General features: G+C 42.8%; 22 protein-coding genes and 1 pseudogene. 16 read left to right on the forward strand and 7 right to left on the reverse strand.

The window, feature by feature from the left end; all coding sequences use genetic code 11:
- Positions 1 to 105 precede the first annotated feature (105 nt).
- Entirely contained in the window at positions 106 to 417 is a 312-nt protein-coding gene (locus tag M1D81_RS02195) for an ArsR/SmtB family transcription factor (RefSeq protein ID WP_456265758.1), read from the forward strand.
- Positions 418 to 448: 31 nt separating this feature from the next.
- Here the strand turns inward: M1D81_RS02195 and gabR are convergent, their stop codons facing one another.
- Positions 449 to 1,873, reverse strand: a complete 1,425-nt coding sequence (gabR, locus tag M1D81_RS02200) for a MocR-like transcriptional regulator GabR (RefSeq protein ID WP_456265757.1) — start codon at positions 1,871 to 1,873, stop codon at positions 449 to 451.
- A 109-nt stretch (positions 1,874 to 1,982) separates the two neighbouring features.
- Here gabR and gabT point away from each other — a divergent pair, with 109 nt between their 5' ends.
- From gabT to M1D81_RS02215, 3 genes are read left to right on the forward strand one after another with little or no spacing between them, the layout of a single operon-like run.
- Entirely contained in the window at positions 1,983 to 3,299 is a 1,317-nt protein-coding gene (gene gabT, locus M1D81_RS02205) for a 4-aminobutyrate--2-oxoglutarate transaminase (protein WP_456265756.1), read from the forward strand.
- 21 nt (positions 3,300 to 3,320) lie between these two features.
- Positions 3,321 to 4,709, forward strand: a complete 1,389-nt coding sequence (locus M1D81_RS02210; protein WP_456265755.1) for an APC family permease — start codon at positions 3,321 to 3,323, stop codon at positions 4,707 to 4,709.
- Complete coding sequence (locus M1D81_RS02215) at positions 4,684 to 6,078, forward strand: NAD-dependent succinate-semialdehyde dehydrogenase (RefSeq protein ID WP_456265754.1); 1,395 nt, start codon at positions 4,684 to 4,686, stop codon at positions 6,076 to 6,078. The genes M1D81_RS02210 and M1D81_RS02215 overlap by 26 nt, the downstream gene beginning before the upstream one ends.
- 45 nt (positions 6,079 to 6,123) lie before the next feature.
- On the opposite strand, the gene M1D81_RS02220 is transcribed toward M1D81_RS02215, so the two are convergent.
- The 3 genes from M1D81_RS02220 to M1D81_RS02230 form a co-directional block, all read right to left on the reverse strand.
- A complete protein-coding gene (locus tag M1D81_RS02220; RefSeq protein WP_456265753.1) occupies positions 6,124 to 6,720 on the reverse strand; it encodes an NAD(P)H-dependent oxidoreductase in 597 nt (198 codons plus the stop codon).
- 191 nt (positions 6,721 to 6,911) lie between these two features.
- A complete protein-coding gene (locus M1D81_RS02225; RefSeq protein ID WP_024425541.1) occupies positions 6,912 to 7,526 on the reverse strand; it encodes a YcnI family copper-binding membrane protein in 615 nt (204 codons plus the stop codon).
- A 16-nt stretch (positions 7,527 to 7,542) separates the two neighbouring features.
- On the reverse strand, positions 7,543 to 9,177 hold the full coding sequence (locus M1D81_RS02230) for a copper resistance CopC/CopD family protein (protein ID WP_456265752.1): 1,635 nt from the start codon (positions 9,175 to 9,177) through the stop codon (positions 7,543 to 7,545).
- 507 nt (positions 9,178 to 9,684) lie between these two features.
- On the opposite strand from M1D81_RS02230, the gene M1D81_RS02235 reads away from it, so the two are divergent.
- The 8 genes and pseudogenes from M1D81_RS02235 (at position 9,685) to M1D81_RS02270 (ending at position 16,873) form a co-directional block, all read left to right on the forward strand.
- Complete coding sequence (locus M1D81_RS02235) at positions 9,685 to 11,127, forward strand: PTS mannitol transporter subunit IICB (RefSeq protein WP_456265751.1); 1,443 nt, start codon at positions 9,685 to 9,687, stop codon at positions 11,125 to 11,127.
- Positions 11,128 to 11,221: 94 nt separating this feature from the next.
- A complete protein-coding gene (locus M1D81_RS02240) occupies positions 11,222 to 11,656 on the forward strand; it encodes a PTS sugar transporter subunit IIA (protein WP_012008933.1) in 435 nt (144 codons plus the stop codon).
- A 1-nt stretch (position 11,657) separates the two neighbouring features.
- A complete protein-coding gene (locus tag M1D81_RS02245; protein WP_456265750.1) occupies positions 11,658 to 12,779 on the forward strand; it encodes a mannitol-1-phosphate 5-dehydrogenase in 1,122 nt (373 codons plus the stop codon).
- A gap of 99 nt (positions 12,780 to 12,878) precedes the next feature.
- Entirely contained in the window at positions 12,879 to 14,627 is a 1,749-nt protein-coding gene (locus tag M1D81_RS02250; RefSeq protein ID WP_456265749.1) for a methyl-accepting chemotaxis protein, read from the forward strand.
- 226 nt (positions 14,628 to 14,853) lie between these two features.
- Positions 14,854 to 15,116, forward strand: a pseudogene (locus tag M1D81_RS02255) (RidA family protein); the annotation flags it as partial.
- A gap of 182 nt (positions 15,117 to 15,298) precedes the next feature.
- Entirely contained in the window at positions 15,299 to 16,141 is an 843-nt protein-coding gene (locus M1D81_RS02260) for an SDR family NAD(P)-dependent oxidoreductase (protein WP_456265748.1), read from the forward strand.
- A 43-nt stretch (positions 16,142 to 16,184) separates the two neighbouring features.
- The gene (locus tag M1D81_RS02265; RefSeq protein ID WP_073203836.1) at positions 16,185 to 16,580 is read left to right on the forward strand and encodes a MerR family transcriptional regulator; all 396 of its coding nucleotides are present in this window, start codon (positions 16,185 to 16,187) and stop codon (positions 16,578 to 16,580) included.
- 152 nt (positions 16,581 to 16,732) lie between these two features.
- Positions 16,733 to 16,873, forward strand: coding sequence for a hypothetical protein (locus tag M1D81_RS02270; protein WP_373394002.1), 141 nt, complete (start codon positions 16,733 to 16,735; stop codon positions 16,871 to 16,873).
- Between the two features lie 32 nt (positions 16,874 to 16,905).
- Here M1D81_RS02270 and M1D81_RS02275 read toward each other — a convergent pair whose 3' ends face one another.
- The 3 genes from M1D81_RS02275 to M1D81_RS02285 are packed head-to-tail and all read right to left on the reverse strand — an operon-like array spanning position 16,906 to position 17,861.
- On the reverse strand, positions 16,906 to 17,139 hold the full coding sequence (locus tag M1D81_RS02275) for a DUF2651 family protein (protein WP_456265747.1): 234 nt from the start codon (positions 17,137 to 17,139) through the stop codon (positions 16,906 to 16,908).
- 25 nt (positions 17,140 to 17,164) lie between these two features.
- Positions 17,165 to 17,458 carry a DUF5316 family protein gene (locus tag M1D81_RS02280; RefSeq protein ID WP_025093625.1) on the reverse strand — a complete coding sequence of 98 codons (294 nt, stop codon included), beginning with the start codon at positions 17,456 to 17,458 and terminating at the stop codon, positions 17,165 to 17,167.
- Between the two features lie 25 nt (positions 17,459 to 17,483).
- On the reverse strand, positions 17,484 to 17,861 hold the full coding sequence (locus M1D81_RS02285) for a VOC family protein (RefSeq protein WP_025093624.1): 378 nt from the start codon (positions 17,859 to 17,861) through the stop codon (positions 17,484 to 17,486).
- Between the two features lie 184 nt (positions 17,862 to 18,045).
- On the opposite strand from M1D81_RS02285, the gene M1D81_RS02290 reads away from it, so the two are divergent.
- From M1D81_RS02290 to M1D81_RS02305, 4 genes are all read left to right on the forward strand, one after another.
- The gene (locus M1D81_RS02290) at positions 18,046 to 18,312 is read left to right on the forward strand and encodes an excalibur calcium-binding domain-containing protein (protein ID WP_456265746.1); all 267 of its coding nucleotides are present in this window, start codon (positions 18,046 to 18,048) and stop codon (positions 18,310 to 18,312) included.
- Positions 18,313 to 18,440: 128 nt separating this feature from the next.
- Complete coding sequence (locus tag M1D81_RS02295; RefSeq protein WP_041089116.1) at positions 18,441 to 19,196, forward strand: Cof-type HAD-IIB family hydrolase; 756 nt, start codon at positions 18,441 to 18,443, stop codon at positions 19,194 to 19,196.
- A gap of 181 nt (positions 19,197 to 19,377) precedes the next feature.
- The gene (locus M1D81_RS02300) at positions 19,378 to 20,136 is read left to right on the forward strand and encodes a LamB/YcsF family protein (RefSeq protein WP_041089118.1); all 759 of its coding nucleotides are present in this window, start codon (positions 19,378 to 19,380) and stop codon (positions 20,134 to 20,136) included.
- Between the two features lie 26 nt (positions 20,137 to 20,162).
- Positions 20,163 to 21,380: an NRAMP family divalent metal transporter gene (locus tag M1D81_RS02305; protein ID WP_456265745.1), complete on the forward strand. Its 1,218-nt coding sequence runs from the start codon at positions 20,163 to 20,165 to the stop codon at positions 21,378 to 21,380.

Raw genomic sequence — 21,380 nt, forward strand, 5'->3', positions numbered from 1 at the left:
AAGGCAGTCTCATTACTCATAGACGTTTGTGAAGTCATATCGTTACTTGACTAGCTCCAGGTGAATGAGATTGTATGTTGGCACAAAATACGATACATTTATTGTATGACGAATCCAAACCATCCAAACAAAGAAGATATGAGACTGATTTCTGTGCTGCACGCATTGGCTGATCCAATCCGGTTAGAAATTGTCCGCTGCTTAGCGGAAGCGGGGGAGAGGACATGCGGCACGTATGAGATGAATATTGCCAAATCCACGCTTTCCCATCACTTCAAAGTGCTGAGGGAGGCAGGCGTCGTGAAAGTGAGAATTGACGGGAAGCACCGTTACTATTCTTTAAGAAAAGAAGACATCGAGACCGCTTTTCCTGGACTCATGTCATCGATTCTAGCTGCAGATAAAGAACGGTGGTAAGCCAGCTGTCTATGAAGAGCAGCTGGCTGTTTTATTTCCCAAAAATGGCGTCATACAGCCGTTTCACTGCCGGCTGAATATCCTCTTGCTTCATATGTGAGAAGCCGAGGACGAGCGGAACAAAGCCTGGCTGATGCCCCGGCAATTGCTCATCAAGGGTAAAACGATCCATTCCGTACATTTTCAGCTTTCTTTCTTTCGCTCGCTGTAAAATCTCATGCTGCGTTCGATTTGAGCGGAACTCTGCAATAAAATGAAGACCGGCATTTTCTCCAATAATCCGCACATTGTCAGTAAAAACCGTATTGAGCTCTTCAATGAGCTGCTTCCGTTTTTCCTCATATAAACCATTCATTCTTTTAATATGCCGTTGATACGCCCCATCTTTTATAAAATGAAGAAGGGTGTATTGTGTAAAAAGATTGGCTGTTTGAATGAAAAAATGCTGTTCCTCCTTATAGCGTCTCAATAAATGCTGAGGCAGCACCATATAGCTTAGCCGCAAGCCGGGCAGCAATGATTTTGAGAAGGTGCCCATATAAATGACTTTGTCATATCGGTCAAGACTTTGCAGCGCCGGAATGCTGTCTGTTCCATATTTAAATTCACTGTCATAATCATCCTCAATGATATAACGGTCTGGCTGATCAGCTGCCCAGTTTAACAGTTGAATACGCCGGGAAATCGGCATAATCACCCCTGTTGGAAATTGATGTGAAGGGGTAATGATCAGCACATTTGGCTGTTTCTTATGAATATCGCTCATCCGCACACCTTTTTGGTCAATGCCAATCGTTTCAATTTGGTGATGATTGTTTTTCAGCATTTGAAAGAGCCGGCGGTAGCCAGGGTTTTCTAACCCATATATTTGATCGGCCGGAAGAATGCTTGATAACGAATGGATCAGTGACTGTGTGCCTGCACTTAAAATGAGCTGTTCTGGATAGCATTTGACCCCTCGTGCAAGTCCGATCAATCGGGCAATCGTTTCCCGCAGTTCATACACACCTTGTGGATGCGGAAGCTCACCGAAGGCTTCTTGGTGGAGATGGATCGCCTTTTGTTCACTTTTCAGCCAGCTTTTAAATGGAAAGTTCGCTGTATCGACGGAGATATGTGAAAAGGAATACCAGTCGTCTCGTGCAATCGGTTCTTCCTTTAAATCTTCAGGAAGAGAAGAAGGTTTCAGCTGACCAGATTCATGAAATGTTTCTAGTGATTCCACGAAAAACCCTTTGCGTTCAACCGAATATAAATATCCCTCAGCAAGCAGCTGCTGATAGGCGCCATTCACTGAATTAACGCTGACGTTTAATGTATCGGCTAACTCTCGTTTAGATGGTAATTGATCGTGCGGCTGCAGGTTGCGATTTAAGATTTCTTCTTTAATTTTCATATAAATTTGATGATAAATATATCCGTTTCGTCCTGTTTGGTCTAGTTGAATTGTCAGCATCTCACCATTCCATCCTCTCTGGTACCATGAAGAAAATGATATTGGTACTTTCTATCATACCAAAAAATATTCAGAATAATAAAAAAGGATATAAAGGGGATGGATGACAATGAGTCAAACGACAACAAACCGTTTTTCAACCGAAGAATGGCAGGGGAAAAGAGATCAATACGTCGCAAGAGGCGTGAGTAATGGCAACCGTCATCTTGCAGCGAAGGGGAAAGGAGCCGAGCTGTTCGATATTGATGGGAAACGATTTATCGATTTTGCAGGCGCCATTGGCACATTAAACGTGGGACATTCACATCCAAAGGTCGTGGAAGCGGTCAAAGCACAGGCAGAGAGCCTGATTCACCCAGGATTCAACGTGATGATGTACGAATCGTATATCGAATTGGCAGAGAAGCTGTGCCATCTCACACCAGGGGATCATGATAAGAAAGCCATTTTTCTTAATTCAGGTGCAGAAGCTGTTGAAAATGCGGTGAAAATTGCACGTAAATATACGAAAAGACAGGCCGTTGTGTCGTTTACAAGAGGTTTTCACGGCAGAACGAATATGACCATGAGCATGACGAGCAAGGTCAAGCCATATAAATTTGGCTTCGGGCCATTCGCATCTGAGGTGTACCAAGCACCGTACCCTTATTACTATCAAAAACCTGAAGGATTAAGTGATGCAGCGTACGACGAGTACATCATTGATCAATTCAATCAATTCTTCGTCGCAGCCGTTGCACCTGAAACTGTTGCTTGTGTGGTCATGGAACCAGTCCAAGGGGAGGGCGGATTCATTGTGCCATCGAAGCGTTTCGTTCAGCATGTCGCTTCATTCTGTCAGCAGCACGGGATTGTCTTTGTTGCAGATGAAATCCAAACCGGTTTTGCGAGAACAGGGAAATACTTTGCGATTGAGCACTTTGATGTGGTGCCGGACTTAATCACTGTGTCAAAATCTCTTGCAGCTGGCTTACCGCTGAGCGGTGTCGTTGGCAGAAAAGAAATGCTTGATGCGGCAGATCCAGGGGAGCTTGGGGGAACATATGCAGGCAGTCCGTTAGGCTGTGTAGCTGCACTGGCTGTCCTTGATATCATTGAAACAGAACAACTGAATCAACGATCTGAACATATTGGGCAAGTCATTGAGGACAAAGCAAATGAATGGAGACAGGCGTATCCATTCATTGGGGAAGTCCGCCGGTTAGGGGCAATGGCGGCAATTGAAATTGTGGAAGATCAAACAACGCGTACACCGGATAAGAAAAGAGCCGCAGCGATTGCAGCATATGCAAATGAGCACGGGCTGCTTCTTTTAACGGCAGGGATTAATGGGAATATCATTCGCTTCTTAACACCACTTGTCATCACAGATGAGCTGCTTCACGAAGGACTAGGGATTATCGAGGACGCCTTCAAAGCACGCTAAACAACAAAGGGGGATGGTTGTATGCAAAAACAACAAATGGCAAAAACGATGTCGCAGTCTGACGTGCTGTTTTTGTCCATTGGTGCAATGCTTGGCTGGGGCTGGGTTGTACTTTCGGGAGATTGGATTTTAACAGCTGGATTTTTAGGCAGTGTGATTGCTTTCGTTATAGGCGGTGTTCTCGTCATCTTTATCGGACTTACGTATGCTGAGCTTTCGTCTGCGATTCCAGAGACAGGCGGAGGGCTTGTTTTTGTCCAGCGGGCATTTGGGATGAAAGCAGCGTTCGTCTCAGCATGGGGCGTATTGTTTGGTTATGTGTCTGTGATTACGTTTGAAGCTGTCGCCTTGCCGACTGTCATTGATTATGTGATTCCAACACAGCATGCTGGCTTCTTATGGAATATAGGAGGATGGGACGTTTATTTCACGTGGGTATTGATTGGATCTGGCGGGGCATTGTTTTTAACAGCGCTGAATTACATTGGGGCGAAGCCTGCTGCCATTTTTCAGTCCGTGTTCACAGTGGCGATTATTCTGACAGGTTTTCTCCTTTTAGGCGGCGCAGCATTTAATGGAGATTTTGCAAACCTTGAGCCGATGTTTCAAGGCGGTGTTGGCGGTCTTATGGCGGTGTTAGTCATGATTCCCTTTTTATTCGTTGGGTTTGATGTCATTCCGCAAGTAGCGGCGGAGATTAACGCACCAAAAAAAATCATTGGGAGAATCTTGATTATCTCCATCGTGAGCGCAGTCGTTTTTTATCTGCTTATTGTCTTTGGGGTAGCTGCTGGAATGTCAAAAGGACAGCTTGAAGCCTCTTCATTAGCAACCGCAGATGCGATGGTTCAGCTTCTCGGTCATCAAGCGTTTGGAACAGTGCTTGTCATTGGCGGTGTAGCAGGGATTGTGACGAGCTGGAATGCTTTTATTATCGGTGCAAGCCGTATTCTATATGCTATGGCGGAAAGAGGTATGATTTCCAAATGGTTTGCGTATATTCATCCAAAGTATAAAACACCGACAAATGCCATTTTATTTCTTGGAGCTTTGGCTTTTTTCGCCCCATTACTAGGGCGTCCTGCCCTCGTATGGATTGTCAATGCGGGCGGTGTCGGAATCATCGTCGGGTACTTAATCGTGTCCATTGCCTTTATGAGGCTTCGCAAAACAGAACCTGAGCTGGAGCGTCCATATCGCATAAAATATTGGCGGACGACAGGTATTTTAGCTATCGGACTGAGTCTTCTTTTCCTTTCATTTTACTTTCCAGGAATGCCGGCCTCTTTATCGTGGCCAGCTGAATGGATATTGCTTTTAGGGTGGGTACTCATTGGGTATATACTATATGTAATGAATCCAAGAACGAAGGAGACGGTAGAGCATGACAAACGAACTCAAAGTGTATAATCCTGCAACAGGAGAAGAAATTGCTTCAGTTGCTCAGCATACAAAAGAACAGATCGAAGATGCAATTTCCCGTTCACACAAAGCATTTAAGTCATGGGCGAAAACGTCAGCGCATGAACGTGCCAATATCATTCGCAAGTGGTTTGATCTGATGATTGAGCATAAAGAAAGGCTTGCGAAAATCATCACAGAAGAAAACGGAAAGCCGTATCAAGAAGCATTAGGAGAAATCGTCTATGCGGCTGGTTATATTGAATGGTACGCGGAGGAAGCAAAGCGAATCTACGGCAGAACCATCCCGTCACATACGACGAACAAACGCCTTTTCGTCACAAAACAGCCAGTTGGTCCTGTGGCTGCCATTACACCGTGGAATTTCCCTGCGGCGATGATTACGAGAAAGGCAGCTCCTGCGCTTGCAGCAGGCTGTACGTTTATTGTAAAACCTGCTGAAGACACACCGCTGACAGCCATTGAACTAGTCAAATTAGGTCATGAAGCCGGCATTCCAGAGGATGCACTGCAATGGGTTGTGGGAGACGGCAAAGAAGTGGGTGAAATCTTCACAGATAGTCCATTGATTCGAAAAATCACGTTTACAGGCTCAACGCCCGTCGGAAAGCACTTGATCAAAAACAGTGCCAGCACAGTCAAGCACGTATCAATGGAGCTTGGCGGTCATGCTCCGCTCATCGTAGACAAGGATGCGAATCTTGAACTAGCTGTCAAACAAGCAGCGGCATCTAAGTTTCGGAATGCAGGACAAACCTGTGTCTGTGCCAACCGCTTAATTGTGCATGAAGACATTCATGAAGCATTTGCGCAAAGCTTCAGCAAAGAAGTAGAAAAGCTGAAAGTAGGAAATGGCTTTGAAGAAGGCACATCCATCGGTCCAATTATCAACAAGCGCGGCTTTGATAAAATTGTCGGCCAAATTCAAGATGCAGTGGATAAAGGGGCGAAAGTTCTTGTCGGCGGCGATACGCATTTCGACGATGACAAGTCGTATTATTTTGTCCAGCCAACGGTTCTTACACATGTGGACCCTTCGATGAACATCATGCATGAAGAGACCTTTGGTCCAGTGGCACCAATTACGACATTCAAAACGTTAGACGAGGCAATTGAATTAGCCAACGATACACCTTTTGGCCTTGCAGCTTATTTCTTTACAGAAAATTATCGGAACGGACTCTACATTTCAGAACATCTCGATTATGGGATTATTGGCTGGAATGATGGCGGTCCATCGGCTGTTCAAGCACCTTTTGGCGGTATGAAAGAGAGCGGAATTGGCCGAGAAGGCGGCATCGAAGGGATCGAACCTTATTTAGAAACAAAATATGTATCCATTGGGTTAGACGAATAAACGTGAAAAAGACTGTCAGAGGAAATCTCGGCAGTCTTTTTTATGTTAAACAGCCGGCGGAAAAAGCTGATCCACCGTTTCTTTCGTTTCTTTCAAAATTTCATGTATGTAATCTGCAGATGCCTGCTCCATACTGCTGAACAAAAGCCGTTCGACAGGCTGAACGCCAATAAAATTGAAGACTTCAGTATCGGTTGTCATGTGATGAGAGGAGCTGAAGACTTTATTGGAATCAAGAAAAGTCCTCGGGGCATCGTGCGTATTGATAATGACACCTTTTTTGTGCTGAAGCAGATTTTCAATCTCACCATCCTCATTAATCTGATAAGCAAAACCTTCAGAAAAAACGCGCTCTACATATCCTTTTAGCATGGCCGGCAAGCCTGTCCACCATATTGGAAAAATAAACGTCAGTACATCCGCTTGCTGAATCAGCGTCTGCTCTCTTTGAATAGCGATTGGGACATCACCGCATTTGATGGCAGCCTTTTCTGCAATGGTGAGCTCTGGCGAAAATCCTATGGCATAGACATCACGAACAGTCACTTTATGACCATTGTTCAATAGAGTGCTCACAACAAGATCTAATAAGGTTTGATTTAAGCTTTGCTGGGGATGAGCAAATATGATTACATGGTTCATCTCATAGCCTCCTATGTGGTCATCTGTCTCATTATGGCACGCGGCTTTATCCTATTCAATCCTATATTGGTAATAACAAGTTGGGAAAATGGAAAATAATTGATTTCTCATCAAAGTAAACAGTGTGATTTGTACATGTGTAAAGGAAGAAAAAGCGATCGTTTCTAAGAAAACGATCGCTCATACAGCTTTTATTTCTTTCTAAAAGCAAGTCCAAGTGCAATCAGTGCCACGACTAGAGCAGCAATGGACAGACCAAGGACAAGTGGTGAGGAAGAAGCAGAGGCTGTTTCAGAGGCTTTTTCTTCTTTTGGTTTTTCCTGGCCATGTGAATCCGTTACAGTATTAGATGCCACAATGTTTGTGATGGAATGAGGTTTATCAGCATCTTTATCGCCAGTCCATTCAACGACAGTTCCATCCTTATAATATTGATACGCATCCCAAGCAGCTTCACCTGCTTTTTCAGGGTTTTTCGCTACAAAAACGAATTGCTGGAATTGTCCAGCAAGCACACCCTTACCTGTTGCTTCCCAAGTCACTCTTGTTACCTTGCCATCTTTCTCTTCAGTTGACGTTTTCCAGCCAGGTACTGGCTCATATTGCTGGAATTCTACGCCTTTAGGTATTGACAAGACAACCTTTGTCGTCGGGCTGTCACTCTCAGAAGGAACCTTTAATGTATAGGTCTCCCAAGCATTTGTCGCAGATGTATCAGGCTTGACTGTTACGTGCGCACTCACAGGAATTGCTAATAAAAATGAAGCGAGAAGCATTGGTAATAAAGCTTTAACGTATTTTTTCATATGTGATGAACTCCTTTTAGTTTCTTCTAATAAATGTGGTATCGATATTCTTAAAAGAACCAGTTAACGCATGGATTTCAATTTTCCATGTGCCTTTTTCATTTAATAAGAGATTTTCAGCAGAGAAATGACCATTTTTTAATCGTTTCAGCTGAAATTCACTCGGTGTCTCATCACCGAATAAAGCCACCTTATGGATCTTGGCTGTTACAGATTGAATATCAGAGATCGTTTCGCCATTCTTCTTTGTAAATGCCACTTCGAATGAGTTTTTCCCCGGGGCATTCGGAGTAATGCTCAAGGACACAATATCACGATGCTCGACCTGATTTGCACCAAAGAAGGGCTCAGGTGCAGGCGGAGGAGGGCTCGGAATATTGGTAAAGACAGCTGTTAATAACAAAATGGCGATCCCGATCATCCATTCGGCTCGTAAGGAAATGCTGCGTTTCTGCTTCTTTTCCCATCTCAGCATTAAGTAATGCATAAGCCCAAGAAGGCCCATGATGATAAATAAACCAAGCTTGATTAAAAAGGTGCGTCCGTATGCTGATTGGAAAAGAGCGTCAAACGATTGCAAAATAAAGATGGCATTCACAAATCCTGAAAACACAATGAGTCCAACAGAGAGCAGTGCCCAAGGATGAAATGCTGCTAGCGTACTCCGAATGAGCGGCTGATCTTCATTTGGCAGTTTCTTCATCAATAGAAGGACAATAGCTGTTAAACCACCGACCCAAATCGAAGCAGAGACGAGATGGATGAAATCAAGTGATGTTGTGAGTATTTTATTGTCTGTTGCGGCTGGATGTCCGATTTGTGCTTTCACCCAAAGGAGCACTATGAAGAGGAGCAGTGGAAACAGCCAAACCCGAAAAGAAGAGAAGTCCCCTTTTCTCACTGCTACAATCGTCCAGATGGTGAGAAGAACAAATGACGCCATAAGCATCATCCACAGACTGCCGCCAGAAGTGGACGCAATCGTTTCTTGTAAAAGCGAAGGCTGAAATGCCCCCCAAAAGGACACATCTGCCGCTGATTTTGTCTGAATTGGCAGCTGGAACACAAGTGCTCCGCCCATCATCATCAATGACAATGTCAAAAGCCGCTTCATTCGTTTCGCCAATACAGGTGAAATCGCTGCCCTAAACCAAAGCAGTCCAAACAAAATGGTCCCAAGGAATAAGCTGAATGACGTATAAAGAAAGGCTTTATCAATAGTTGAGGCCACATCAATGGAATCATTCGTTTGACCTTGCTCTAATTGGTCAAAACCGCCATCCGCTTTTCCAATACTAAACGGAATCATGCCAGAGACAGAGTGTCCGTCCGCTGATACCGCATTCCATTGGATGGTGTAAATTCCTTTTGGTAAATTCTTTTTCAAAGCCGCTTCCATGATCTTTTGATCTTTAATGACCGTATCTCCTTTATCCACACGATCACCTTTTGCATTTAGCACTTTAATGGCATGAAATCCGCTTTCAATCCCTTCACTAAATGTGATCGAGACTGAAGGAGGCTGCTGATCCAGCTCTTCATTTGCCGCCGGGTTTGAGCTCACGACGTATGCGTGAGCAAATGCTTCCTTTGGAATGGAAAAAGCGAACATGACCATAAGAAGCAGAAGCCACTTACTATTTTTAAACAAGATGAATAACCGCCTTTCTACCTATGAAAATGTCTCATGTATCAGAAAGAAAGCGGCAGTAAACTGTGAGTCACAGAAAAAACCGCTCTTCCTATTGTTCCGCCCGTTCTAATCGGTAAACGAAACAAACAGCAAGATGGTTCACTTTTTCTGTGTCATGTCTGCGCAGACATTTCTTAATTGAATAGGTTTGATCAATTATAAGCCTATTCGATTTAAGAAGAGGAAACAAGAAGAGACCATTTGAAAGTTGTGAAATTCCCATGAATTTTGCTTCAAAACAACGGCAAATCTACCTTTTCACCCGTTTGGTATTGGGGTCTGAAGGTGATGTCACATCATTTTTCAGTTTTGTCACACTTGATGTGACAAAGTGACATTTAGTTTCAATTGAAGAGAACGTGAAAGCGTTTTACGATAGGCATAAGGGCTTCACTGAATCTTGTTCTTATATCTTTTGACCTATAAAGCCCTAAATAAAGGGAGAGAAGAAAGGAGTTTTCATAGATGCAGGAAAAAAGCGGATTTCGCGTAAAAATACAGCGCTTTGGAAGCTATTTAAGCGGTATGATCATGCCGAATATTGGAGCGTTTATCGCCTGGGGACTCATCACCGCATTGTTCATTCCAAGTGGTTATTTTCCAAATGAACAATTAAATACACTTGTTGGTCCAATGATCAACTACTTGCTGCCGCTCTTAATCGGTTACACAGGCGGGAAGCTCGTATATGACCATCGAGGCGGGGTACTCGGTGCAACCGCTACGATTGGGGTTATTGTCGGTTCAGACATCCCAATGTTTCTAGGCGCAATGATCATGGGGCCGCTTGGCGGTTATCTCATTAAGAAAATCGACCAGCTGTTCAAAGACCGAATCAGATCAGGTTTTGAAATGCTGATTAATAATTTTAGTGCAGGTATTCTAGGTGCCATTTTGGTCGTCATTGCTTTCTACGCCATCGGTCCAGTGGTACTAGGTTTGAATAAAGCCCTTGCGGCAGGTGTAGATATCATTGTCAATGCACATTTACTTCCGCTGGCGAGTATCTTCATTGAACCAGCGAAAGTATTGTTCTTAAACAATGCCATTAACCAAGGAATTTTAGGGCCATTAGGGGTGGAGCAAGCAGCGAAGACAGGCCAGTCCGTTCTGTTCTTGCTTGAAACAAACCCAGGACCAGGTCTCGGTGTTCTTCTAGCTTACATGTTCTTTGGAAGAGGGACGGCAAAGCAGTCTGCACCGGGTGCGATTGTCATTCAATTTTTAGGGGGAATCCATGAGATTTACTTCCCATACATCTTAATGAAGCCAAAGCTCATTTTAGCGGTTATTGCTGGTGGAGCAAGCGGCGTTCTGACCTTTACACTGTTAAATGCAGGCTTAAAGGCTGTGCCGTCACCAGGAAGTATTATCGCTCTTATGCTCATGTCACCAAAAGGCGGCCACCTTGCCGTTCTAGCAGGTGTTGTCGTGGCAGCGGTCGTATCGTTCCTTGTCGCTTCTGTCATTTTGAAAGCGTCAAAAGCAGTGGACGAAGACTTAACAGCAGCAACAGAAAAAATGCAGGACATGAAAGGCAAGAAAAGTGCAGCAGCAGCTGCTCTTACAGCACAAAAAGAAGGCGCTGAAGCAAGCGAGCAAGCAGCATCTCCAGATGAAATCAATCCAGATAACGTGAACAAAATCATCTTTGCCTGTGATGCAGGAATGGGCTCAAGTGCGATGGGCGCATCCGTCTTAAAGAATAAAGTCAAAAAGGCAGAGCTTGATATTGATGTGACAAATACATCCATCAGCAACATCCCAGATGATGCCGATGTGGTCTTTACTCATAAAGATTTAACAGATAGAGCTAAGGCAAAACTGCCAGGAGCTGTCCATATCTCAGTTGATAATTTCTTAAACAGCCCGAAATACGATGAGCTGATTGAGAAATTGAAAAAATAACATGACGAAACGGGTTGAGTCCAATTTTTCCTCATTGAACTCCCCGTTTTGGCTGTTTTCTGATTTCTATTCTAAAAAAGGTGTGTGATCTTTCATGAAACAAGTACTTTCAAAAGATAATATTTTTCTAAACGAACAAGCGGGCTCTAAAGAAGAAGCCATTAAAAAAGCAGGCGAAGTCTTAGTTGCAAACGGTTATGTCACAAGTGATTATGTGGACAAAATGTTTGAAAGAGAAAACATTTCTTCTACATTTATGGGCAACGGAATTGCCATTCCTCATGGAACAGAAGATGCGAAAGCGGCTGTCCTTCATTCAGGAATTTCCATTATCCAAATTCCAGATGGCGTTGAATATGGCGAGGGGAATATTGCTAAAGTTGTATTTGGTATCGCTGGTAAAAACAATGAACATCTCGATATTCTTTCCCAAATTGCGATTGTCTGTTCAGAGGAAGAAAACGTAGAGCGTATCATTCATGCAAAGGATCAGGATGAACTGATTGCCATCTTTAACGAGGTGAACTAACATGAAGGCACTTCATTTTGGAGCAGGAAATATTGGCAGAGGGTTTATCGGATCTTTGTTAAAAGCATCAGGCTTTGAGCTCGTTTTTACCGATGTAAATGAAGCGGTGATCAACGAGCTGAATGAAAAAGGAGAATACACGGTTGAACTCGCAGCACCAGGGCAGCAGCAAGAAGTGGTTGGTCCTGTGTCAGCCATCAATTCCGCAAAAGATCCAGCCGCTTTAAGAGAGGCAGTTGCAACAGCTGATCTCATTACAACAGCTGTTGGACCAGCTGTTTTGAACATCATTGCTTCATCGATTGCTGAAGGTTTAAAACAGAAAAAATCTGATCATATCATCAACATTGTGGCATGTGAAAATATGATTGGCGGCAGCTCTCATTTAAAGGAAGCTGTTTTCTCTCATTTAACAGCTGATGAACAAGAAGCGCTGTCACACACAGTTGGTTTTCCAAACGCTGCGGTTGACCGCATTGTCCCCATTCAGCACCATGAGGACATTTTGAAAGTATCAGTCGAGCCATTTTTCGAGTGGGTCATTGATGAGACAGGCTTTATTGGAGACGTTCCTCAGATCGATGGAGCGACCTTTGTACAAGATTTGACGCCTTATATTGAGCGTAAGCTCTTTACTGTCAACACAGGACATGCACTAGCTGCTTATGTCGGGTACGAAAAAGGCGTGCAAACGATTAAAGAAGCTGTCGATACACCAGAGATTCGTCAAGTGGTCGAAGGTGCACTTCACGAAACGGGCAGTTATTTAATCGACACATATGGTTTTCAAAAAGAAGAACATGATGCGTATATCCAAAAAATCATCAAACGATTTGAAAATGCCTTTATCTCTGATGAAGTCACGCGCGTCGCACGTTCCCCGCTTAGAAAGCTTGGAGCAAATGACCGTTTAATCGGTCCAGCGAAAAAAATCAGACAGCCACAGTATTTAATGAAAGGCATTGTGGCAGCTTTGGCTTACGACTTTACTGAAGACGAAGAAGCTGTTCGTCTGCAGGCATTACGAAAAGAAAAAGGCATTGAAGGTGTGCTGGAAGAGGTATGTGGACTCTCGCCAGCAGACGATCTTTATCAAGCCATTCTTAAAGAAACAGCTCATTAATCAGAAAATCCCTTTCCAACGTGAGAAAGGGTTTTTTTCTATGACTTTTTTAATACTTTTCCCTGCTTGACGATATATAAAGTAAGGGGGAATTTGTACATGAAAAAGAAAGCGTTTGCGTCAAGAAGTGTCTTTTTTCAATTAATGTCTGCCATTATCGTGATCACGATTTTAACGGGCGGACTTGTTGGAACAACGGGGTATTTGTTAGCAAAACATGTCTTAATTGATGCAGGGAAAGCAGATTTAAAGCACATCGTCAGCGGAGCAATGGCCACACTTGAACAGTTGAATAACCGTGTGGAGAAAAAAGAACTGACGCTTGAGCAGGCGCAAGAACAAGCCCGGCTTTACTTGAGCGGGCCCAAAAATGATAACGGGAAAGGATACCAATCTCAAAAATCAAATTTTATCTATAAAAATAAAGGCTATCTCGTCGCATACGGCTCTGACTATTCAACCCAGGTCCATCCAGTCAACGACATCGGCGTCATTCCAGAGAACACGACCAATCGCCAAAAAATGGTCGCTGGCGCCAATGCGAAAGGTGAGGATGCACACTATGTGACCTATATGGATAAGGACGATGCAACCGGCGAAGAAAAAGAAAAGCTCGCCTATATGAGCCAGTTTACGCCGTGGAATTGGAGTGTAGGTATCGCTGTCTTCCAGGACGAATTTTATAAAGAATTAGAGCAAATGAAGCTCTATATTATTCTCATTACAGCAGGTGTCGCCCTTCTAAGTCTAGGCGTCTTTTATTTAGCTGCCCGAGGAAAAGTCAGACTGCTGAAGCAAGTCACTTCTGCTTCAAAGGAAATTGCGGCGGGTAATATTGAACGCACGAACTTAAAGGAAACAACGGATGAAATCGGCCAGCTGGCAAAAGGCTTTAACCATATGTCAGGAGAGCTTAGAACACTGGTGAGCGGTTTACAGGAAACGAGCAGTCAGCTTGTGGAATCAGCGACAGATTTATCGGCGATATCTGAAGAAACCTCAGCCAGCAGTGAAGAAATTGGACGAGCCATCGGAGACATTTCGACTGGAACACTTCATCAAGCATCTGATCTTGAAGCAGCCAATCAACAAATGACCCAGTTTAATCAATCTATTGAGAATGTCAAAGAACAGAATGATCAAATTAAACGGATTTCCGACCAATCAAGTCAATCATCACAGCAGGGCCAGCAAATCGTACAGCAATTAAAACAATCGAATGAACAATCGATTCAGGCATCTCAAGGCATTAGAGCAGGAATCGAGCAGTTAACTACAAAAGTACAGGATATTTCTCAAATCACAGATACGATTGAAAGCATTTCAAATGAGACGAATTTACTGGCGCTGAATGCAAGTATTGAGGCAGCACGTGCAGGAGAGCATGGCAAAGGCTTCTCAGTTGTGGCGAGTGAAGTGCGGAATTTAGCTGAACAGACAAAACAATCAGCCGTTCAAATTCAGCAAATGATTCAAGGCATTAAAGAAGAAACGACGGCAACAGCCGGCATCATGTCGAGCACAATGGATCGTTTTGCCGAGCTGGATGAAGCGGTGCATGCAACAGAACATGAATTCAATGCCATCTCTACATTGATTTCACAAACCATCGTTGAAACAAATGCGATGGCAAAAGAGCTGAATACACTGCTGGAGCAAAACGACCTCATCACAAAAGCCATGCAGGGCGCAGCCCATATTTCTCAAGAAAATGCTGCGGCGATCGAAGAAATCACTGCATCCACAGACGAACAAGTGACAGCCATCTCTAATGTGGCAAAATCAGCAGAAAGACTCAATGAGCTTAGCATGCGATTGAATCAGGACATTGCGCGTTATCGTTTGTAAATCATTTTGACGATGTATCACTGGTCAGGTACGATGAAGTTAATCAAAACCTTGATCACGCAAACAAAAGGAGTGTTCCGGTCATGAAAAAGAAGATATTGATGTTCTTACCTTGTGGCTATGGATACTCCACTGCTGTTTTCTTTTAGGATAGATAGAAATTGGTGAAGTCTGTCTACAAAACGAAGAAACTAGCAGAAAAATAAACGTGAGTGAGGGACATCACATGGAAAAAATCACGAGAAAAAACCCAGAAAGTATGCCGAAACCTGTTGGTCACTACAGTCATATCACAAGGGTGCCAAAGGGTGCGGGATTATTTGTGACATCGGGTCAGGTAGGCACAGATATAGATGGGCAGATCCCATCAAGCTTAAACGGCCAAGTAACGAATACGTTTGAAAACATTAAAAAATCCTTGAATCAGAAGGATTGAATGAAGAACATGTGATCAAGGTCAATATATGGGCAACAGAAGAAATCGACTGGGTGTAAATTTTGGTTTTATTTTTCATTAATACAAAAAGCTATCCATAATAAAGGATAGCTTTTTTTAAGGATACGAATATAAATCGCTTATGGAAATATATTAAACAAATTTCCCTTGACTTGGTGTTAACTCCAAGTAGTAATCTGTGTTTACTATCGGAAACACAGAAAGGAAGAATAAAATGAACGAACAAAATAAAGTGGTATTGATTACAGGAGCCAACTCTGGGATTGGATTGGAACTGACGAAAAAGATTCTATCTCAAGGATGGGGAGTAATTGCTGTAATTCGTTCTGATTTTCCAAATGATCAACCAATAATTATTGATGCTCTTAAAAAGAAGCTATTAAGAGTATATAAAGCTGATTTAGCCGAATTCTCCAGCCTTAGAAACGTACTTAGCCAGATTAAGAAAAGCGAGACCAAAATTGACTTGATTTTTAACAATGCAGGAGTCAGTTTTGCTGAATACAAATATTCCAAACAAGGGCGTGAAATTCATTTTGAAGTTAATACATTAGTGCCTTATATCGTTACAATGGAACTTAAAGAACTGTTACTACATGGGCAGGAGAAAACGATCATCAATACGTCTTCCAATTCTTTATTATTTTTGAAGCAATTTGACTTAAATACAGTAATCGATCCTAAGACAATTCCATTTAAAAAGATTATAGGTCCATATGCGAACAGTAAATTAGCCCTTTCCTTGTGGACGAATGGAATTGCTCCGAAGCTATTGATCGAGGGAATAAAAATTCGCAGTGTCTGCCCAGGACCAAACAGGACGAAGTTGACCAAAGGAAAAAGAATGCCCAGTTATATTCTTCCCATAAGGAACCTTATTTTTTCTCCTCCAAGCAAAGGGGCATCTCGCTTATATGAAGCTGCTTTCAATATCAACAACGAAATTACCGGGATTTTTGTAAACAAGGGCAAAGAAACTGCAATCAAATTCTCTGGTTATGAGGCACAAGTACTTAATCAACTGATTGATATTTACCAAAACGAGTTTCTCGTTTAGATTTTAATTAATCTATCTGTAAACAAAATTAGTAGGTGATGATTTGAATGCTTATTCTATCAAGCAAGCTTCCAAGAAAACCGGATTAACTGAAGATGCGATCCGCTATTATGAAAAAATCGGATTGCTTCCTTATGCAAAAAGAAAACGAAATGGACATCGAATATACGATGAAGAAGACATAGAGCTAATGGAACTGATCATTTGTCTGAAAAAAACAGGAATGTCATTAAATGAAATGAAAAATATTTTACAATATCCTGTAAAATATAAACTTAGTTCTGTTCCCGAATTAAAAAGAACCCTTTTAGAATATAAAGAAAAAGTGATGAATCAAATACACGATCTTCAACGTATTGTGGAGTTTATTGATTCTAAGCTAGAAAACGATGAGACCCTTTTTCGGCCTCAAAAAAATAAAGGTAACAAAAACGGTTAGTGTATGACTGGTATTTTACCTGTAGTTTAGGTATGAAGCTATCCCTTATGGGCTATTACTTAATATTTTGTTTAAATCAATAAGATGCTTCAATATAAGAGTATTTTAGTGTAAATTAGCACTTAAATGAAATGAAAAATAGAGCTCCTAAAGTGATAGACTGGGACCATCTATATCCTCAGTGGGATACGATCTTTAAAACAGCTTACCCATCAATGACGGTTGCTTATGTATCAGCTTTAGGATGGCCGGAGCTGAAAATTGAAATTGAACTATGGTGTGCGGATATATGATTCAAAAAAAGAACAGTGGAAACTGTTCTTTTTTACTTGAGCCGCCTTGTAATCCATCCAGCAAAGAATGTAAAGACGGTATAGACGATGACCCAAATGAGAAAGGATTCATTCCCGTCAATATAAGTGAACATGAAGATCATGCTCGCTAACAGCACAATCAAAGTAGGCACCCAAACATTCTTTAAAAAGATCGTGCCCAAAATGCCAATCAGCACAGAGAGAATAGGAAAGCCAAATACAATGAATAGAATAAAAACAGCCATATTGCGAACTCCTTTTAACAAGTGTTTACATCAAAACATAAAAGACTGACGCAGCCATGTGTGGAAGTGCAAAAATGATCACAAGAAAAGCCGTATCAAGACGCCACATGCGGTGTTCTTTTGTTTCAGAATGATAGGCTGTTCGTGTCTCTTCTCCACTTGTCCAAGCACCCATTAGCACCCCAGACATCACGACCCCAATAATTGAGATGCCGCCACTGACAAACCCAATCCATTCAAGGTGCTGCAACAGGATAGCGGCGCTGCAAATCACAATCATTGAGCAAACACCGGCGAAAAAAGCATGTTTTTTTCTCATTCTGGTTCACTCCCTTCAAAGACAATTAGGAGACCGCATCACATATTTCAATGAAATGACCATCAGGATCAGACACATAAGCGACTGTTTGACCCCATGGTTTTTTTGCAGGTTCTTTGATGATCGAAACCCCTTTTTCCTTCATTGATGCAATCGTTTGCTCCACATCATCCACAACAAAGCCAATTTCAAACGTGTGAGACGCTTGATTTGCTCCAGGGACAGGCAGTCCGAGTGCTTCTTTGACATCCTGGCGTGAATTAATTGATAACGTCACGTCTCCAGTGTCAAACTCAACATAGGATTCAACCCTCAATTTTATTGGGAAACCAAGTACATGCTGATAGAAATGAATACTCGCCTCCACATCGTTTACATATAAAATGGTATATTTCATTTTCATGTGAAAAACTCCTTTCTTCATATATGTGTCAAAAACGGAAAGGTTTCCCACTCATTGTACCATATAGGATATAAGGTGTATTTCATACCAAAAAAATCAAAATAATTAGCTCAATAGTCTTGAAAAACAAAAAGTGGTGACATATGATAAAAATGTAAAATTAGAAAAAATAGGGGGATTTTACATGTTGAAAAAAATCATGGTGGCTGTTTTGTCTTTAGGTCTTTTACTAAGCTTTACACAAGTCGACACCCACACAGCAGATGCAAAGACAGTAAAGTACAAAAACTGCAAAGCGCTGAACAAAGTATATAAAGGCGGCGTAGCAAAAAGCAAAAACACGAAAAACAAAGGCGGAAAAACAAAGTACAAGCCTTATGTATCAAAAGCACTTTATCAAAAAAATAAGCACCTTGACCGCGATAAAGACGGCATTGCGTGTGAACGCTAAGCACATGTGAAAAAGACCTGTCACAAGGTCTTTTTTCTATGGGATCAAACTCGCCCCTTTGTGCCAGCTTCCTCTTTATATTAAAATAAAGATAGTTTCAAAAATCGATACAAAGTGGGGTACTCAATTTGTCAACACAAGCTCATAAGAAAGACATCCGATTGATTGCCATTGATATGGATGGCACGCTGTTAAACAGTGAGCACATCATTCCAGAGGAAAATAAACAAGCCATTAAAGAGGCTGAAGCAAAAGGGGTCCATGTGGTCATTAGCACAGGGCGGACACTGATGACATGCCGAGAGCTGGTTGAGCCGCTCAAGTTATCGTCTTACCTTGTGACTGCAAACGGAAGTGAAATCTGGGATTCAAACTTCCAGCTGATCGAACGGGATCTGCTGCATCCTGATCACGTCCAAATGATGTGGGATTTAAAAAATAGGTACGAAACCGATTACTGGGCTTCGACTGTGGAGAAGGTGTGGAGAGGTGAATTCCCTGAACGAATTCATGACCATGAATGGCTGAAATTTGGCTTTGATATTCATGATGATGACGTTCGTGAGGAAGTACTCAATACATTGAAAACAAATAAGCACCTAGAGATCACAAACTCAAGTCCAACGAATATCGAAGTGAATGCAGCCGGCATTAACAAAGCGGCAGCTCTTGCAAAAGTAGCAGAACGCATTGGCTGTACGATGGACAACGTCATGTCACTTGGCGACAGCCTCAATGATATGGCCATGATTCAAGAAGCCGGATTAGGCATTGCGATGGGAAATGCGCAGGAAGTGGTGAAAGAGGCCGCTGATTGGATTACGGCTCCTAACACAGAACACGGCGTGGCAAAAGCCATCCAGCATTGGGTGCTGTCTAAATAAGGTGTATATCATTACGGAAAAAGTGAGAGGATTTTGCCTCTCGCTTTTTTGTTTTCTCCTAGTTCGATTGTTATGTTTTCTCACAATTTCATGTGCAGTCTATCCAAAGTTGGTATAATCAATATAAATTCGAATATTCGGACTTTATATTCCGTATTTCGGAACAACAAGGAGGGGTTCTATGTATCAAGTGGATATCAACTGTGATTTGGGAGAAAGCTTTGGTCAATACACAATCGGTGCAGACGAACAAATCTTAGAATATGTCACCTCAGCTAACATTGCTTGCGGTTTTCATGCAGGAGATCCAACGGTTATGAGAAAGACGGTCAGAATGGCACTGGGTAAAGGGGTCAAAATTGGTGCACATCCTGGATTGCAAGATTTGGCCGGCTTTGGCAGACGTCCAATGGCTATCTCCGCAGAGGAAGCCTATGATCTTGTCATCTATCAAATTGGTGCTCTATCAGCCTTTCTCAAGGCCGAAGGCGGTACGATGCAGCATGTCAAACCACACGGCGCCCTCTACAACATGGCGGCTAAAAATACTGAATTATCTGAATCGATTGCGAAAGCTGTGTATGATGTGGACCCAAACCTTGTGTTATTTGGTCTGTCAGGCAGTGAACTTGCATTAGCAGGTGAACGAATAGGTCTTCAAGTGGCACATGAAGTGTTTTCTGATCGGACGTATCAAACAGACGGGACGCTGACATCCCGCCGCGAACCACATGCACTCATTGAAGAGGATGAACGGGCCGTCCAGCAGGTTGTTCGTATGGTGCGAGAAGGCAAGGTTCGTACAGTTCAAGGAGAAGATATCGAGCTCAAAGCAGATACGGTCTGCATTCACGGAGACGGCAGCCATGCGCTTCAATTTGCGAAAACCATTACAGCGAAGCTAAAAGAAGCCGGTATTCATCTCAAGGCCTTTCAATAAAAATCGTCATCAAAGGGGGAAACAGCATGAAAACAGAGAAGGTCAAACACATGAAGGCACCAAAGGGGAATCGGTCTATGCTGATGGGCGCTGCCTTTTTAATGGCGACGTCCGCGATTGGACCGGGATTTTTAACACAAACGACCGTCTTCACACAGCAGCTTGCGGCTAGCTTTGGGTTTGTCATTTTGATCTCAATTTTATTAGATATTTTTGCACAAACAAATGTATGGCGCATCATTGCCGTCTCAGAAAAACGAGGTCAGGATATTGCAAATATGGTACTCCCGGGTCTCGGGTATGTGCTGGCCTTTTTGATTGTCATTGGAGGACTTGCCTTTAACATCGGAAATATCGCAGGGGCTGGTCTCGGTTTTCAGGTGATTTTCGGCGTCGATCCGCGAATTGGCGCAGGGATCAGCGCTGTGATTGCCATTCTCATCTTTGTGATCAAAGAGGCTGGGAAAGCGATGGACCGTTTCACACAAGTAGCAGGCTTTGTGATGATTGGCCTGATGCTGTATGTGGCGATTTCAACAGCTCCGCCAGTTGGAGAAGCAGCCGTGAGAACATTTGTCCCAGAGACGATTGATATTTTATCCATTGTGACACTTGTGGGCGGAACGGTAGGCGGCTATATCGTCTTTGCTGGCGGGCATCGCTTGCTGGATGCAGGTATTAAGGGGAAGGAAGCACTGCCGCAAGTGACGAAAAGCTCTATTTTCGGTGTCTTAATTACATCTGTCATGCGTGTAGCACTTTTTCTTGCCACATTAGGAGTTGTCGCAAAAGGCTTGCAGATAGATCCATCCAACCCGCCTGCCTCTGTTTTTCAATTAGCTTCAGGAAATATCGGATATAAAATGTTTGGGATTATTATGTGGGCTGCGGCGATTACATCCGTCATTGGAGCAGCATATACATCTGTTTCCTTCTTCAAAACCTTCTCACCAAAAATTGAACAAAACCAGCGTGGTATCATCATTGGCTTTATTGCCCTCTCGACCATTTGTTTTATTACGATCGGAAGACCAGTGAACATCTTGATATTAGTTGGAGCGATCAATGCGTTGATTTTGCCGCTCGCCCTTGGCACATTACTCGTTGCGGCGTATAAGAAAGACATTGTCGGAGATTATCGTCATCCATTCTTTTTGACAGTGACTGGTGCATTTGTTGTGGTCATTATGGCGATGATGGGCGGCTATACCATCATTAATGAAATCCCGAAACTATGGAGCTGA

It is taken from the genome of Bacillus sp. JZ105 (assembly GCF_053903125.1).

Coding starts and splice junctions, on each gene's coding strand:
- M1D81_RS02195 (WP_456265758.1), top strand. CDS start 106: ATGACGAATCCAAACCATCCAAACAAAGAAGATATGAGACTGATTTCT.
- gabR (WP_456265757.1), bottom strand. CDS start 1,873: ATGCTGACAATTCAACTAGACCAAACAGGACGAAACGGATATATTTAT.
- gabT (WP_456265756.1), top strand. CDS start 1,983: ATGAGTCAAACGACAACAAACCGTTTTTCAACCGAAGAATGGCAGGGG.
- M1D81_RS02210 (WP_456265755.1), top strand. CDS start 3,321: ATGCAAAAACAACAAATGGCAAAAACGATGTCGCAGTCTGACGTGCTG.
- M1D81_RS02215 (WP_456265754.1), top strand. CDS start 4,684: ATGACAAACGAACTCAAAGTGTATAATCCTGCAACAGGAGAAGAAATT.
- M1D81_RS02220 (WP_456265753.1), bottom strand. CDS start 6,720: ATGAACCATGTAATCATATTTGCTCATCCCCAGCAAAGCTTAAATCAA.
- M1D81_RS02225 (WP_024425541.1), bottom strand. CDS start 7,526: ATGAAAAAATACGTTAAAGCTTTATTACCAATGCTTCTCGCTTCATTT.
- M1D81_RS02235 (WP_456265751.1), top strand. CDS start 9,685: ATGCAGGAAAAAAGCGGATTTCGCGTAAAAATACAGCGCTTTGGAAGC.
- M1D81_RS02240 (WP_012008933.1), top strand. CDS start 11,222: ATGAAACAAGTACTTTCAAAAGATAATATTTTTCTAAACGAACAAGCG.
- M1D81_RS02245 (WP_456265750.1), top strand. CDS start 11,658: ATGAAGGCACTTCATTTTGGAGCAGGAAATATTGGCAGAGGGTTTATC.
- M1D81_RS02250 (WP_456265749.1), top strand. CDS start 12,879: ATGAAAAAGAAAGCGTTTGCGTCAAGAAGTGTCTTTTTTCAATTAATG.
- M1D81_RS02260 (WP_456265748.1), top strand. CDS start 15,299: ATGAACGAACAAAATAAAGTGGTATTGATTACAGGAGCCAACTCTGGG.
- M1D81_RS02275 (WP_456265747.1), bottom strand. CDS start 17,139: ATGGCTGTTTTTATTCTATTCATTGTATTTGGCTTTCCTATTCTCTCT.
- M1D81_RS02280 (WP_025093625.1), bottom strand. CDS start 17,458: ATGAGAAAAAAACATGCTTTTTTCGCCGGTGTTTGCTCAATGATTGTG.
- M1D81_RS02285 (WP_025093624.1), bottom strand. CDS start 17,861: ATGAAAATGAAATATACCATTTTATATGTAAACGATGTGGAGGCGAGT.
- M1D81_RS02290 (WP_456265746.1), top strand. CDS start 18,046: ATGTTGAAAAAAATCATGGTGGCTGTTTTGTCTTTAGGTCTTTTACTA.
- M1D81_RS02300 (WP_041089118.1), top strand. CDS start 19,378: ATGTATCAAGTGGATATCAACTGTGATTTGGGAGAAAGCTTTGGTCAA.
- M1D81_RS02305 (WP_456265745.1), top strand. CDS start 20,163: ATGAAAACAGAGAAGGTCAAACACATGAAGGCACCAAAGGGGAATCGG.